The organism is Pseudomonas sp. G3-19, from assembly GCF_054855875.1.
Map to the genome: position 1 here is coordinate 1918971 of NZ_JBMPIQ010000003.1, position 16183 is coordinate 1935153.

At 54.0% G+C, this 16183-nt stretch carries 10 protein-coding genes and 3 pseudogenes; 11 read left to right on the forward strand and 2 right to left on the reverse strand.

Annotation, left to right across the window (positions count from 1 at the left end; translation table 11 throughout):
• Nucleotides 1-90: 90 nt before the first annotated feature.
• The 11 genes and pseudogenes from ACOYXI_RS08755 (at nucleotide 91) to ACOYXI_RS08805 (ending at nucleotide 14170) form a co-directional block, all read left to right on the forward strand.
• Entirely contained in the window at nucleotides 91-2133 is a 2043-nt protein-coding gene (locus tag ACOYXI_RS08755) for a type VI secretion system Vgr family protein (protein WP_461674739.1), read from the forward strand.
• Entirely contained in the window at nucleotides 2123-2866 is a 744-nt protein-coding gene (locus ACOYXI_RS08760) for a DUF4123 domain-containing protein (protein WP_461675561.1), read from the forward strand. Before ACOYXI_RS08755 ends, ACOYXI_RS08760 begins: the two co-directional genes overlap by 11 nt.
• A pseudogene (locus tag ACOYXI_RS08765) lies at nucleotides 2863-7645 on the forward strand (RHS repeat-associated core domain-containing protein). Before ACOYXI_RS08760 ends, ACOYXI_RS08765 begins: the two are co-directional and overlap by 4 nt.
• An 8-nt stretch (nucleotides 7646-7653) precedes the next feature.
• Entirely contained in the window at nucleotides 7654-8043 is a 390-nt protein-coding gene (locus ACOYXI_RS08770; RefSeq protein WP_210558960.1) for an Imm50 family immunity protein, read from the forward strand.
• 32 nt (nucleotides 8044-8075) lie between these two features.
• Nucleotides 8076-8625 (forward strand): annotated as a pseudogene (locus tag ACOYXI_RS08775) (RHS repeat-associated core domain-containing protein); the annotation flags it as partial.
• Nucleotides 8626-8628: 3 nt separating this feature from the next.
• A complete protein-coding gene (locus tag ACOYXI_RS08780; protein WP_210558961.1) occupies nucleotides 8629-9090 on the forward strand; it encodes a hypothetical protein in 462 nt (153 codons plus the stop codon).
• Nucleotides 9087-9707 carry a hypothetical protein gene (locus tag ACOYXI_RS08785; protein ID WP_461674740.1) on the forward strand — a complete coding sequence of 207 codons (621 nt, stop codon included), beginning with the start codon at nucleotides 9087-9089 and terminating at the stop codon, nucleotides 9705-9707. Before ACOYXI_RS08780 ends, ACOYXI_RS08785 begins: the two co-directional genes overlap by 4 nt.
• 317 nt (nucleotides 9708-10024) lie before the next feature.
• A pseudogene (locus tag ACOYXI_RS08790) lies at nucleotides 10025-10849 on the forward strand (RHS repeat domain-containing protein); the annotation flags it as partial.
• A gap of 382 nt (nucleotides 10850-11231) precedes the next feature.
• A complete protein-coding gene (locus tag ACOYXI_RS08795; protein ID WP_210558963.1) occupies nucleotides 11232-11579 on the forward strand; it encodes a hypothetical protein in 348 nt (115 codons plus the stop codon).
• 242 nt (nucleotides 11580-11821) lie between these two features.
• Nucleotides 11822-12847, forward strand: a complete 1026-nt coding sequence (locus tag ACOYXI_RS08800; RefSeq protein WP_210558964.1) for a hypothetical protein — start codon at nucleotides 11822-11824, stop codon at nucleotides 12845-12847.
• A gap of 63 nt (nucleotides 12848-12910) precedes the next feature.
• On the forward strand, nucleotides 12911-14170 hold the full coding sequence (locus ACOYXI_RS08805) for an IS256 family transposase (protein WP_134785609.1): 1260 nt from the start codon (nucleotides 12911-12913) through the stop codon (nucleotides 14168-14170).
• A gap of 108 nt (nucleotides 14171-14278) precedes the next feature.
• Here the strand turns inward: ACOYXI_RS08805 and ACOYXI_RS08810 are convergent, their stop codons facing one another.
• Together ACOYXI_RS08810 and ACOYXI_RS08815 are read right to left on the reverse strand one after the other, a co-directional pair.
• Nucleotides 14279-15253, reverse strand: coding sequence for a tetratricopeptide repeat protein (locus ACOYXI_RS08810; protein WP_210558965.1), 975 nt, complete (start codon nucleotides 15251-15253; stop codon nucleotides 14279-14281).
• A gap of 49 nt (nucleotides 15254-15302) precedes the next feature.
• A complete protein-coding gene (locus tag ACOYXI_RS08815) occupies nucleotides 15303-16121 on the reverse strand; it encodes a VanW family protein (protein WP_461674741.1) in 819 nt (272 codons plus the stop codon).
• Nucleotides 16122-16183: the final 62 nt, after the last annotated feature.

A 16183-nucleotide genomic window follows, 5' to 3' on the forward strand; every position in this document is an offset into this window, starting at 1 on the left:
GATGTTGTTTACGCCCCTCCAGAATTTCGCGTGCGTTGAACCGCCTTGCGGTTGTCGACGAACGCCGCTGTACAGCACGAGGAACAAGGGATGTTCGCGCCGGCCAATGAAACCCACTTTGCCCTGACCATCGAAGGGCTCTCCGCCGATTTTCAGGTGTTTACCCTGACCGGCCGGGAAGCCATCAGCCAGCCTTTTGTCTTTGAGGTGGAGCTGGTCAGTGAGCAGCCGTCGCTGGACCTCGAAACCCTGCTGCACAAACCGGCCTTCCTGCAGCTGTCGCCCGATGGCAGCGGCATCCATGGCCAGATCTACCGCGCCGCGCAAGGTGACTCGGGCAAACGCCTGACCCGTTATTCGGTGACCCTGCGCCCGCAATTGTCGTACCTGGCGCACCGCGTCAACCAACGGATCTTCCAGAACCTCACGGTGCCGAAAATCATCGGCATGGTTCTCGAAGAGCACGGCATTCAAAGCAACGCCTACGAATTCAAGACCGGTTCGATCTATCCCGAGCGCATATACTGCGTGCAATACGATGAATCGGACCTGCATTTCATCCAGCGTCTGTGCGAGGAAGAAGGTATTCACTACCACTTCCAGCACAGCGCCACGGCGCACAAGCTGGTGTTCGGCGATGACCAGACGGTGTTCCCGAAACTCAAGCCTGTGGCCTACCAGCAAGACTCCGGCATGGTCGCCAGTAACCCGGTGATCAAGCGTTTCGACCTGCGCCTGGAAACCCGTACCAGCCGCACCACGCGCCGCGATTACGACTTCGAAAAACCGCGCCTGACCCTGGAAAGCGAAAACCGCGGCGACGCCCTGCCCGATCTCGAAGACTACGATTACCCGGGCCGCTTCATCGACCGCGAGCGCGGCAAGCACCTGGCCAAACGCGCCCTCGAACGCCACCGCAGCGACTTCCAGCTCGCCGAAGGCAAGAGCGACCAGCCGCTGCTGGTCAGCGGTCATTTCCTTGCCCTGACCGAACACCCGAAGGCCAAGTGGAACGACCTGTGGCTGCTCACCGAAGTCCTCCACGAAGGCAAACAGCCGCAAGTGCTGGAAGAGTCGGTGACCAGCGACACCACCGCGCTGAAAGACGATTTCCATCAGGGCTATCGCAACCGCTTCCAGGCGACCCCGTGGGACGTGCCGAACCGTCCACCGCTGCGCCACCCGAAACCGCGCATCCTCGGCAGCCAGAGCGCCGTGGTCACCGGCCCCAAAGGTGAAGAGATCCACTGCGACCAGTACGGTCGGGTCAAAGTGCAATTCCACTGGGACCGCGAAGGCCAGGCCGACGACAAGACCAGTTGCTGGCTGCGCGTCTCCAGCGCCTGGGCCGGCGCCCAGTACGGCGGCATCGCCATCCCGCGCATCGGCATGGAAGTGCTGGTCACCTTCCTTGAAGGCGACCCCGATCAACCGCTGATCAGCGGCTGCCTGTACCACAAGGAAAACACCGTCCCCTACGCGCTGCCGGCGAACAAGACCCGCAGCACCTTCAAGACTCTGAGCTCGATGGGGGGCGGTGGCTACAACGAACTGCGCATCGAAGACAAGAAAGGTCAGGAGCAGATCTTCCTCCACGCCCAGCGCGACTGGGACGAAAACATCGAGCACGACCAGAAGATCCGCGTCGGCAACGAACGCCACGACACCGTCGAGCAAAACAGCTACACAGAATTCAAGGCCGAGGAACACCACACCGTCTACGAAGACCGCAAAGTCGAGGCCCGCGCCAACGATCACCTGACCGTGGGCGTGAATCAGCACATCAAGATCGGCACCGGTCAGTTCATCGACGCTGGCCAGGAAATCCACCTCAGCAGCGGCATGAAAGTCGTGCTCGAAGCCGGCGCCGAACTGACCCTGGTCGGCGGCGGCAGCTTCATCAAGATCGACGCCGGCGGCGTGACCATGAGCGGCCCGACGATCAACATCAACTCCGGCGGCAGCCCCGGCAGCGGCACCGACGCCGCCCCGCTGATGCCCGGCGTGCTGAAACAGGCCGACGCCGACAAGGCCGGTCAGGTCCTGACCCCGGCCCAGATCAACACCCTCAAACGTAACGCGCCGTTCTGCGAAGAATGCGAAAAATGCAAGGCAGGTGCCTGTGCCATCTGATCGACTGACACCCAAGGACTGGCTGGCACAACAGCCGCTGCAGAGCGGTGAACGCCTGTATCTGATCATCAGCGCAGCAAGCGATGCCGACGCGCTGAAAACCCTGTACCTGACCGAACCCACCGCCCAGCTCCTGCCAATCTGGGGCGACACGCCCTACTCCACCTGGCAACCAGTGATGCCCTACGTCACCGAGCTCAAACCGAACTCGGCATTCCTGCCGTGGATCGCCGAAACCGACGCCCTCGACTGGGGCTGGCTGGCCGTCTCACGCGCCGAACCGAACGACGTGTTCGAGCACCTGCGCAGCCTGACACAGGTGAAGATGCCTGACGGGACTGAGGTGTTTTTCCGCTTCTGGGATGGCAGGCATATCTACCCGATTCTGAAGGGACTGGGAGACAAGGCCGGAGAAGTGCTGCCGGTGTTTGAACGGTATCTGATTAATGGGCAAACGCTGGAGGTTGGGACGCGAGTGTTGCCGAAGGTGCGGGATTGGCCGTGGTGGGAAGTGCCGAAGGATTTGCTGGATAGTCTGATGGCCGAAAATCCATCAACGATTATTGGCAACATGATGCAGTGGCTGTTGGATGAACATGCTGACCTGTATTTCTCGTTCCCCGAGTCGAACCTGAAACAAAAAGTGGCGCGCTTTGTAAAACGCACGCCGCTCACGGAAGAAAATTTTGCCGGGCTGCTGAAAGCCCATCTGGAAAATGAGGTGGTTGTATGAGCGTTTTGATGGGTGGGATCGTTGGTGGCCTCACGGCAAAACAACCTGATGCTCAGGCAATCATCGCCGACTTCAAGAAGTGTCTGAAAGATTACCGCAAGCATGCCGAAGCCTGGTATGGCGGCATTCTGGATGCCGAGCAGCAGTTCAAGGTCGGCGACGAAGTCGGGACGGCGGACAAGGACAGCAAAAAGGAAAATACCCTTTATGCCAACTGCCCGGCGAACGGCAAGCTAGTACTCGTGCATAGCTTCGAATCCGCGCGTTTTGTCCCGATCGGTAATACGCCGGTACGCCTGACGCCGGTGGTGGACGGCCGCTTCATTGGCAAGAACGAAGTGGGCCCGACGATCAACAAAACCATCGACTCGACGGGGATTCTGGAAGTTTCCGGGCTCACCCCCAATCAGCAATACAAGATTACGTTCTTCCCAAATCCCACGCCTGCTCAGATCGATAGCCTCTTCAACTCCTATCAAGGCGTGATTGGTGAATTGGGCGGATGGCTGCAAACCGAGTGGAGCACAAGTTTCTTGCCGCTTTGGCAGGCACACACTGATGCATCACTGGGCGGTCGTGCCCTGCAGGAACTGGAAGCCGCGTGGGAAGGCTTCATGAAGGCGATCATGGGTTTGTGGGGCGATATCAAGAGCCTTTATGACCTCGTTGCACACCCCCGCGAAAACTACGAAAAACTGAAAAAATTCTTCACAGAAGAACAGATCAAGAAGATTTATGACGCCTCGTCAGAGGCTATCCACACTGCCCTGCTGATCGCCAGCGATGAACCACTGATGTGGATCTACGTCGCTGCCATCGTGGCGTGGATAAAGATGCTCCCGCCACAGACCTGCACAGAAGTGCTGGCGCAAATGAGCACAGAATTCTTGCTGAATATTCTGGTCGGTGTGGTTCTGACAGGTGGTCTGGGCCTGGCCGTGCGTATCGGTACGAAAGCAATCAAGGGGGTGCAAAGCAGCGGTAAGGTCATAAAACTCATTGAAGACTTCACCGGCATGCTGATGAAGGTCAGCAAGTCCAAAGCAACGCCGCATACCGAGGCGTCGAAGCCGTTATTGCTCAATGGTGATTCGAAGTTCAATCCGGCACGCAAGGCAGATGTTCAGATTGCGTCGCCTAAACCTGCCGAAACCGCCACAGCGCCGAAGAACAAGCCACCGGTGAGCGGTGGGAAGGTGGAATCTGATGCGCAGGTTCAGGCCCGTAAAAAAGATGAGCCGGCTTCGCGTGTCGAACAGGTAGAACCCGTCGACAACGCGCCAAAACAGTCGAAAAACCCGGCTGACGAACCCGCACAATGTGTCGACAAAACCTGCTCCAACGGCGAACCCGTGTCGATGGTGACCGGTGAAGAATTGCTCACGCTGACTGATGGTGAACTGGGTGGTCTGCTGCCGTTCGAGTGGACTCGCCTTTATCGCAGCAGTGCGGTGGAAATCGACAGCCGCCTCGGCCATGGCTGGAGCCATTCGCTGTCCCATCGCCTGCAGGTAGACGATGAAGGCGTGCTCTGGACCGACAATGAGAACCGCCAGACCCGTTTCCCAATGCCAACCGAGCAACGTCCGGCCATCACCAACAGCCTTGCCCAGGCAGCGATCTTCCTTGGCGATGCTCCCGGAGAATTGGTCCTTACACAGGCCGGCCCCAAAACTCGCTTCTACCATTTCCGAGCTGGCCGCCTGACTACCATCAGCGACGCTTACGAAAATCGATTGCACATCAGTTACGACTTCGTTGACCGCATCCAGCGTATCGATAACGGCGCAGGCCGTGCCCTTTTACTGCGTTACGACGACCGACACATTGTGGCCGTCGATCAGCAGCAACAGCGCCCGGAATACACCGAACGTGGTGAGCGCCAGGATCCATGGGTGACCATTCAGACGCTTGTCACCTACCGGTACAACGCACGCAATCAACTTGTTTCTTCCACAAATGCAGCCGGTGAAACCGAGCACTACCGGTACAACGATCAGCACGTCATTCTTGAGCGGCAAATGGCCGGCGGCGCCAGTTTCTTCTGGGAATGGGAACGGGAAGGCAAACACTCTCGCTGTGTACGTCACTGGGCCAATTACGCGCAAATGGAAGCGCGGTACGAGTGGGACGACAAAGGCTCGGTGACCGTCTATAACGCCGATGGCAGTAAGCTGGTCTATGTGCATGACGAAAATGCGCGCCTGGTCAGCGAGACCGCGCCCGATGGCGGCGAAAAGCAAAATGCCTACGACGATGAGGGAAGGCTGGTCGCCGTAAAAGATCCGATGGGCGCGATCACTGAATATCAGTACAGCGAAGCTGGGCGCTTAATCGCCGTTATCCCGCCGGAAGGTATACCGACCCGTTACAACTACTTCAACGGTCAACTCATTGATGTACAGCGCGGCAAGGCACGCTGGAAATATGAGCGCAACCGTCAGGGTGATATCACCCAACAAACCGACCCGGACGGCAACGAGACCCACTACAGCTATGACCGTCAGGGCAGATTGCTGGAAATTCGTCACCCCGATGGCAGCCGCCATCAACTGGGCTGGAACAACCTCGGCCAGTTGCTGGAAGAACGCCTGCCGGACGGTGGTCAACGCAAGTACCGCTACGATGCACTTGGCCGGCAAATCACTCGTCAGGACGAATTTGGCGCGATTACTCAATATCAATGGGACGCCGCTGATCGCCTGACCCAAGTAACCCTGCCCGGCGGTGCCACTCGCGCTTTCACCTATAACCCGTATGGCCGGGTCACCGCCGAACGCGACGAACTCGGCCGTATCACCCGCTACGAATACGCCGAGAACCTGCACCTGGTCAGCCGCCGCATCAATCCGGACGGCAGCCAACTGCGCTACCGCTACGACAACTCGCAACTCAATCTCACCGAAATCGAAAACGAACGCGGTGAGCGCTATCAGCTCGATTACTACTCGAACGGCCTGATCCAACAGGAAACTGGCTTCGATGGCCGTCGTACTGCCTACGAGTACGATCTCAACGGTCAGTTGCTGAAGAAAACCGAGTTCGGCGATGACGGCAGCGAGCTCGTTACCGAATACCAACGCGATGCCGCTGGCCGTCTGCTCGTGAAAACCCTCGCCGATGGCGAAGAAGTTCACTACAGCTACGACGCCCTCGGTCGCCTGGTAAACGTCGACGACGGCCACTGGCCGCTCGCCTACGAATACGATGCTGCAGGATCGCCTGATCACTGAACACCAAGGCTGGGGCACCACTCGTTACGAATACGACAGCGTCGGCCAATTGAGCCACTGCCGCCTGCCAGATGGCAGTACGCTCGATTACCGCCACCTGCCCGGCGGGCGCCTGAGCAGCATCGACCTCAACGGCTCACGCCTGACCAGCCATCAGTTCAGCGCCGGTCGTGAACAACAGCGCCAGCAAGGCCTGTTGCTCAGTCAATACCAGTACGACGAACAAGGCCGACTGCAAGCACACACCGTCGGCCAGCGTGATAAAAACCTGTTCCAGCGTCGCTACAACTACGACGCCAACGGCAACCTCGCCGACATCGACGACAGCCGCAAGGGCAATCGCAGCTACCATTACGACCCGCTCGACCGACTCATCAGCGTGCGCGGCGCTACACCGGAGAGCTTCGCCCACGACCCGGCGGGCAACCTGCTGGGTCAGAACAACGAAGGCACGGCCAACCTCGCTAACGTCAAAGGCAACCGTCTGCTGATGCAAGGCGACCGTCATTACGACTATGACGCCTATGGCAATCTGATCCGCGAACGTCGTGGCACCGGCCAGAAACTCGTCACTGAATACAGATACGACTGCCAGCACCGTCTCATTGGCGTCAGCCTGCCGGGCGGTAGCACCGCGTCCTACAAATACGACGCCTTTGGTCGCCGCGTCGAAAAAACCATCGACGGCCACACCACGGAATTCCTGTGGCAAGGCGAACGTCTGATCGCTGAAAGCGCCGAAAACCGCTACCGCAGCTACATCTATGAGCCCGGCAGCTTCCGCCCACTGGCGATGCTCGATGGCGAAGGCCCGCGCAAAGCCACGCCGTTTTACTACCAACTCGACCACCTCGGCACACCGCAGGAACTCACCGACTACAGTGGCGAGATCATGTGGTCGGCCAAGTACCGCGCCTACGGTAACCTCGCGGCGCTGGACGTCAGCGAGATCGATAACCCGCTGCGTTTCCAAGGACAGTATTTCGATCCCGAGACGGGGTTACATTACAACCGGCACCGCTACTACAATCCTGGGACTGGAAGGTTTTTGACACCGGATCCGATCAAGCTTGCTGGCGGATTGAATAACTACCAGTACGTGCCTAACCCTACGGGGTGGGTGGATCCATTGGGGTTGAATGGGTGTCCGGGACAGAAAAAATTTACGAGAAATGATAAATTTTATGGTTCTCGCAGAGCTGCATTTCAAGACGCAAAACGTGATGCGAGAATACCTAAATCAGCCGAACCAATGGAAGTCAACCAAGTTGCCCTTACGAAAACGGGTGAGCATGGCATAGGAAAACAAAACGTTCTCGATGCAGATGGCAACATTGTCTACACTAGAGAATACCACTATAAAAACATTGACAATGAGCGCGTAGTCATTCAAGAGCATTCATATGGACATGAAGATTTCCCAAGCGACCATGCTTCGCACAAACCGCATTTCAATGTGAGAGAGTATGATCCTAGTAGTGGCAACGCTGACCGCACTAGAACTTTCCATCTTAAAAGTGTTTCCAACCACTATGTTTTCGAGTGACAAATAAAATGTGGATAGACTACATTTCAGACAAAAAACAATGGCTAGCCATTTTTGGGAATAACTATGAACCAGCGGACCTACATATCTCTCACGCCATTTTTAGAGACAACGCAATAACCTTAAAATTATTTAGCCACCTTAAAGGTGACAGCTATCCGGATAAATGGATAAAGAACGAATATAACGAGTATTCCTTTGATCTAATTATCAACGATGTAAAAACTGTAGAGATCAGAAACTTCAACCTCTATGGCAAGCTAAAGTTAGAAATCAAAAAAAACAATAATGAGCACGAGATAAAAGCCACAGTTAATGCTCTCTGCAATTTCACATGCATAGCCAGCGGTATTTTTATAGCTAACATCAAAGCTTACAACAATGACGGCGCAGTTTAAGTGCAAAAAAGTCGACATATGATTTTCATGGTCTAGCCACTAAATATTACAACTGTGAGCATCGACTCATCTGCGTCAAACCGCAAGGCAGGGAGTACGGTCATCTACAAATACGACGCCTTTGGTCGCCGTATCGAGAAAACCGTCGACGGCCACACTACCGAGTTTCTGTGGCAAGGCGAACGCCTGATTGCCGAAAGTTCAGACAATCGCTATCGAAGCTACATTTACGAGCCGGGCAGCTTCCGCCCACTGGCAATGCTCGACGGCGAGGGCACACGCAAGGCCACGCCGTTTTACTACCAACTCGACCACCTCGGCACACCGCAGGAGCTCACTGATTACGGCGGCGAGATCATATGGTCGGCGAAGTAACGCGCCTACGGTAACCTCGCAGCGCTGGATGTCAGCGAGGTAGATAACCCGCTGCGCTTCCAAGGTCAGTACTTCGATGCCGAGACGGGGTTACATTACAACCGGCACCGCTACTACAATCCTGGGACGGGACGGTTTTTGACGCCGGATCCGATCAAGCTTGCGGGCGGGTTGAATAATTACCTGTATGTATCAAACCCCACAGGCTGAGTGGATCCTCTTGGGCTTAATCAGTGTCCGGGGAGCGGCAGATATTTAGACAAACCCGCAGAAGCTGATGGTTCTTTAAACATTGATGCCGGTACAAATCCGATAGAGGGTTATTACAATATCGATATTGATCCTAAAGCTCCGGGAGTACACGCTGGGAATGCAACGGATTTGTCGGGTATAAAATCAGGATCACAAAGTCATATCAACATGGATAACCCTTACGGCTACGACCCTTTAAACCCAGAAATATTAAGGGTATTATCCGAAAATGGAAAAATCACTATTACAGGCAGCGCATTCGCAAACAAATACATAAAGAAATCACTAAAAAGAATAGATGAATTAGGGCTAAGAACAGTTTCACAAACCAAAGTCGACCCAAAAGGCTTTAAAACAATTGACGGCAACCAAATCGAATCAAAACAACTTGATCAGTTTGTAATCGAGAGAGCAAAATGAATTTCTCAGTTGACATTACAGAATCCTTTGGCGCTATCGATTTCGATAATGCCGGCGGAGTTATTTCACATATAAATATTCCCCCGAACGAAAACATTCAAAATAAATTTCGACTCGAATTATTTAATTTTGTACTTAACTTAATAGACAAACCGGTAATTTCTTCAATAGAAAACCAGAATCCAAATTTTCTAGAAAAGATGGACGAGGACGGATTCCTGGTCATCAAGAAAGCTATTATCACATTTGAAAAAATAAAAGGTCACGAAAAATTAATACGCCTATTGAACGAGGAAAGTGGCTACTTGACGCACGAGTCTTACGGCCCAAAACTAGAGAACAAAGATAAAATATACGACATCGGCGGAAGATCGTTTTCAACTCCTGAATTATTAATTAACCTCGCAATAATTTCACCAAAAAAAGTAACCCTCGACTTCAGCGCTTCAAACCACACCTATATACCCACATACGAAGAACTTCAGAAATCAGTAGAAATATTGAACTCACAAGCAAATCGCTCCCAACCTGAAATCCAGGGAGTATTCGATACTAACTTTAGCAATTCTCATATGATAAGCGACTTTGACGCAGGCTATCGAGTATACAAATTATAGAAAAGTAACGGACCGGGGCCATATGGAAGAGATTATTCAGGAGCTTTTGCTCAAAGTTTCAACCAGAGGTATCCTCACGAAAACCTGAATGTATAAATAGTTGCAGCACACACAACAAGAACCGTAACTGATGGATAGCATTTTTATAGACAAATCAAAGGACAAAAACAGGCAAAAAAAGTTTACAGATTTATTTCGCTTGCAAAAAAGGGACAGATTTATTTTCCGGCTTGCCCCCTTTTTTTGATTCAAAATTTTTTTTGAAGACAGCCTTTCTTAGCCCCCTTTTCAGAAATAAATCCGTCCCCTTTTTTCTCAGCTATCACTACGACCCCCTTGATCGGCTGATCAGCGTGCGCGGCGCTACGCCGGAAAGCTTTGCCCACGACCCGGCGGGTAACCTGCTCGGTCAGAACAACGAAGGCACGGCCAACCTCGCCAACGTCAAAGGCAACCGTCTGCTGATGCAAGGCGACCGCCACTACGACTACGATGCCTACGGCAACCTGATCCGCGAACGCCGTGGTACCGGCCAGAAACTCGTTACCGAATACCGCTACGACTGCCAGCACCGCCTGATCGGCGTAAGCCTGCCAGGTGGCAGCACCGCGTCCTACAAATACGACGCCTTCGGTCGACGCATCGAGAAGACCGTCGACGGCCAGATCACCGAGTTTCTGTGGCAAGGTGAACGACTGATCGCCGAAAGCGCGGAAAACCGCTACCGCAGCTACATCTACGAACCCGGTAGCTTCCGTCCACTGGCGATGCTCGATGGCGAAGGCCCACGTAAGGCCACGCCGTTTTACTACCAACTCGACCATTTGGGCACACCGCAGGAACTCACCGACTACAGTGGCGAGATCATGTGGTCAGCGAAGTACCGCGCCTACGGTAACCTCGCTGCGCTGGACGTCAGTGAGATTGACAACCCGCTGCGCTTCCAGGGTCAGTATTTCGATTCCGAGACGGGCCTACACTACAACCGGCATCGCTACTACAATCCGGGGACTGGACGGTTTTTGACGCCGGATCCGATCAAGCTTGCTGGGGGGTTGAATAACTACCAGTATGTGCCTAACCCTACCGGATGGGTGGATCCGCTGGGGCTGAACGGGTGTCCAGGTAGTAACGGAGGGACATCAACTGAAGATGTTAATAACCCTACTAAAAGCGCCTTGAAAAACATGGTGCGCAAACTACCACTCAGTCGCAGATGGAACGTGCTGCTACTGGAAAAAACCCGACCACCGGCGTAGTAGAAACATATCCAAACGGTAAGACAATCACTCCAAACTCAACAAGATACACCAGTCACAAAGCGCAGCTGACAGCTATAAAACGTGTAATGCGAATATATAAAAACACTGGAAACAAGGCATTGGCTGAGCGTCCCATGAGCATGGGGGGCATAATCGGAGAGTGATACAAAAAGGGCGGAACAAAGTACAAACAACAAACTAAAGCCGTTACAATTATGGACACTAACGGCCTACCAAGAACATCATTCCAAAAGTATGAAAAATGAAACTTGAACCCAGCCTCGACATACTACCTTCACTGTTATTTCCTATTGACGTAAACAGCGAGCAAGATGACACCACAGCAACATTTATAGCGAACATAGACACAAACAGTAAAGATGAACTAGTCAAACTATTTGACGCGCTCATTGAGCCAGAATTCAAATGCCGTATAGCGAGTGAACAGCAGTGGTATATCGACACACTCACCTTTTATCTAAATAAAAATGAAAAATCTAACCGAGTATTCTCGGATATCACCGCATATCTTGCTGAGGAACCAGCTGATAAGCGCCAATTCATGTCAGTTCTTCTAAACTGCCTAAAAAAATACAAAGAAAAAAATTGACGAAAAAACTGGGAGTATTGTTATAAATGGCGTTCGCCCAATTTTTCCAAAAACGCCTATACAAATAATGCTGCTGAATGGTGCAACATGCACTCTAGCGACCAAAGGGGACAAGACCAAAGGGATAGATTTATTTTCCGGCTTGCACCTTTTCCTAGCCCAGTTTTTTCAGAAAATAAATCCGTGCCCTTTTTCCCACCGCCATTACAGCAATCGGATTACACACTCAAAGGACTGTCCCCTTGAAACACCTGACTCGCCCTCTAACCCTTCTTCTCGCGCTTACCTTCTCACTCAGCGCTACCGCATTATCCCTTCGCTCCGAACAACGCCCGGACGGAACGACGGCCCTGCTACTCACCAATGACCCAGCGCCGGACAGAGCGCCAAAGCTCAACAAGGATCCAGCCATTCGTTCGGCGTTAGTTGATTTCTTTGGTTACCAAACGGGTAGCTACACCAACGACAAAACGATGATCGTGCAACAAGTCCTGGATGCGCTCGATTCGGAAATGTCCATGTTTGAACAGGGTGTGCCTGCCGGCAGAAAAATGATCACCGCCATGGATGACGGCAACAACGGGTTCGACCGCGGGGCTTTGTTGCTGGACGACAAAGGACAATTGATCGCTGTCGGCTTGGTGAATGGTCATTGCACGGTGAAGTCTCGTGACGAGGCTTTGACCTGTAATGATGCGCCGGACACGGTGCTGACGATCTTCCAGCCGCAAGGCGCAAAAAAAGCTGACGCAGAGCCTTTGATTGGCTGGAGCAAGCAGCTGCCGCCGCTGTTGGCCATGTGGGCGGAAAGCGATAATCCTGAGCGACGAGCCGCAGCGCAAAAAATTGCGACCATTGAATACGCTGCCACTAACCCGAGTCAGGGTGCCTGGACGGTGGGTCAGTTACCTTCCGATTTCCCTGAAGCAATGCTGGCGATGCTGCCGCAACGGGCGCATCTGATCGGTGCGGGTGCTCACGGCGTATTCACCACGCCGGGGATGGAGGGTTCACCGATTGAGGGTGATTGGGACAAGATTGCCGGACGTCCTCAGCATGAGTTCGAGGTCATTCTTCGTACCTTTACTGATTATGCAGATGTCATCAATTTCTATCAGCAGCATGCGAAGGATGCCGAAATCAGCGGTAATCAACGAAAAGCGCTGGTCGAGGGTTACATCGGTGGAGGTACTTACAAAATCGAAATAAGTAATAGGGAAGACGAGGGAACGGTCATCACGCTCTCGGCGTGGAATCAAGAAGTCTGATTCATTCAGTCGGGAGTGTCATAAATTTTGTGTTCGGGCATAACATGTCGCAGAGGTGCATGTATGCCGACCAAAAAGAGACCGGCCCGAGAGGCCCAGCGTGACCTTCCTTCCATTCCCCAAGAGCTGATCGACCAGTTCGTCAGCGGCCCGATGAGTGCCGACGCTATTCAGGATGCCGCGATGGCGTTTAAGAAAGCGCTGATCGAGCGAGCCCTTGGCGCCGAGATGGGGCACCACCTTGGTTATCCTCAGGGCGCGGAGCGCCCTGAGGATTCGAGTAATCAGCGTAATGGCAGAAGCAGCAAGACCGTGCTGACCGAAGACGGCCCGTTGCGTCTGGATATTCCCAGAGACCGCGACGGCAGTTTCGCCCCGATCCTGATCCCCAAGCACGAGCGCCGTTTCACGGGTTTCGACGACAAAATCATCGCCATGTATGCCCGTGGCATGAGCGTTCGCGAGATTCGTGCTTTCCTCTCGGAACAGTACGGCACAGATGTCTCTCATGACTTCATCAGCTCCGTCACCGATGCGGTTCTGGAGGAAGTCAGTACCTGGCAGCAACGCCCGCTTGAGCCCATGTATCCGGTCATTTTCTTCGATGCTCTGCGGGTCAAGATCCGTGACGAAGGCGTGGTTCGCAATAAGGCCATCTACTTGGCTCTGGGCGTGCTGCCGGATGGGACCCGAGATATTTTGGGGATCTGGATCGAGAACACTGAAGGTGCCAAGTTCTGGATGAAGGTCTTCAATGACCTCAAAACCCGGGGCGTCGAAGACGTGCTGATCGCGGTAACTGACGGGCTCAAAGGTATGCCGGAGGCTTTGAGTGCGGTGTTTCCAGAGACAACGCTGCAGACATGCATCGTCCATTTGATCCGCAACAGCCTTGATTACGCGGCGTGGGACAAGCGCCGTGAACTGGCCAAGGCCCTTAAGCCGATTTATCAAGCTCTCAATGCCGATGTCGCCGAACAGGCTCTGGACGCCTTCGAAGCGGGGCCGTGGGGCAAGCAGTATCCGACGATAGCGGCGGCTTGGAGACGCGCCTGGGAGCGGGTTATCCCATTTTTCGTGTTCCCACCCGCGATACGCAAAGTGATCTACACCACCAACGCGATCGAAAGCATCAATTCGCAGTTACGCAAGATCATCAAGACAAGAGGCCACTTTCCAACCGATGAGGCGGCGACAAAACTGATCTGGCTGGCGCTGAAAAACATCACCGCCAACTGGGGCAGCGCCGCCCATGACTGGAAAAGCGCCATGAATCAGTTTGCGGTTTTATATGGAGACCGATTCATCAGGCCGAACTGGTGAAATGAAGGCCTGCCTGACGGCAGGCCATTACCGGCCCGCACACAAAAAATCTGACACTCTCATTCAGTCAGAAAGAGGCGACTTCAATCGCCTCCTTCTGGTTGTATCTCAGAGCTTTTCCAGTTCTTCCTTTGCTCCAGGCGCATAGCGACCCACTGCCTTGAGCATCCAGAACTCTGCCTTGGATCGGCTCTTGGGCAGTCCACCTCGCCCTTGCGCATACATCTTTCCTAAGGCCAACTGAGCGTTGCCAAAGTCTGCGTCCGCTGACTGGCGGTAAAGTTTTGCAGCTTCGCGTTCATTGCGTTCAGTTCCACGGCCCTGCTCCAGCATCTGTGCCAATTCATATTGCGAGTACTTGTTACCTTGCAAAGCCGATTTGCGATACCACGCGACAGCGAGCTTTTCGTCCTTTTCCACACCGCGCCCGGTGGCCAGCATTTCGGCAAAATTGTTTTGACCAGATGCGTCCCCTGCCTCAGCGGCCTTAAGAAACCACTTTGCCGCGGTTACATCGCTCTGTGGAACTTCGTCACCCTCTTCGTAGATGTGGGCCAGTAACATATAGGCCATGACATAACCGCCCTCCGCCGACTGGTTGTAATACGCCAACGCTTTGTCCATATCCTTGAGATTTTTGATTGATTGGCCGCCGCGATGGTAGATCTGCGCCAGGCTGAACTGTGCTTTGGCGTTACCCTGCTCCGCCGCTTTCAGATCCCAATAAACACCTGCATCTTCACCCTCAACACTTCGATCCCAACTAAGCTCCTCAGCAAGTCCGACTTGCGCCTCGGCATTTCCTTGCTCTGCTGCCTTGCGAAACCACTGTTCCGGCATGCCAGGCGACCACTGCTCTACCACCCCGCAAAGATTCTCCTGAATGGCTTTGCCAAACTGCGTCTGCGCTTCGAGATCACCTGCAACCGCTTGCTCTTGCAGATGTTCCGAATTCGGTACGCACTTCCCTGCCTTCATCCCGTCGTAGAGCTCACGTGGTTCTTGTGCCCATGTATTACATGCGATGAACATAGAAAAGAGGGCAGTACCCGCTGCACCGATAGTTTTGAAACTGTTGCTCATTTGTTACTTCCTTGTCGCTTAAAAAATCCAAGAAAATCGGTGGAAAACACTAGGTCGCTTCAATCATCTGATCTGCAACCTCATACTTAACCACCACCCGATTCCGATACAACCTCACCCGCTCCACCAATTCCCCCACCTGCCCCTTCTCCCGCACTTCCCGCCAGATCTCATTCTCCCGATACACCCGCTCCCCCTCCCGCACAAACCGGTGACCTTCCTGAAACACGTGATACCGATACTCCCGCACCTGATCGCACAACAACTCCCCCTCCAGCTGCGTGTCCCCCACGTTCAACTTCAACTGAAAACTCCGATCCGTCGGGTTGTGCAGTACCAGGTCAACGTAGTTGTAGAAAATCGCCGCGCCGGAACCGAATGGCAGTACTCGCCCCTCGTCCGGGAATGGGTCGAAGCTGTGGTTGGAGCGTTCAACGACTATCAGCGGTGAGTGGATCACCATCCAGTGGATCAGGTTACTCAGTTGGCAGATTCCGCCGCCGATACCGCGTCGCGCTTCGCCGAAGGAGAGTTCCATGCCTTCGACGTAGCCGCGTTTGCGGGTTGGGCGGCCGACGAGGCGGCAGAAGGAGAAGTGTTCGCCGGGGGCGATGATGAGGCCGTCGATGGCGGCGACGGCGAGTTTCAGGTTGATGACTTTGTTGTGTTGCAGGGCGAGGTCGGAGTTGCCCAATTTGCGGATGAGTTTCGAGGTGTGTTTCAGGTAGCGGAATGGCAGACGGTCAGCGCCGGCCACAAGGCGTGCGTAGCGTTTGCTGGAGCAGTGCCAGGCGATCTGGCGGAATAGTCTTTTTTGCCACACGCGCAGCCAGTACAGGGCCGGGTGGTAGAGGGAAAGTGGTTTCATCCGTGAGGCGACGGCAGGTGCCGTTTTGTCCTTGAAGCATCTGAGGGGCGCGCAGTTTAGCC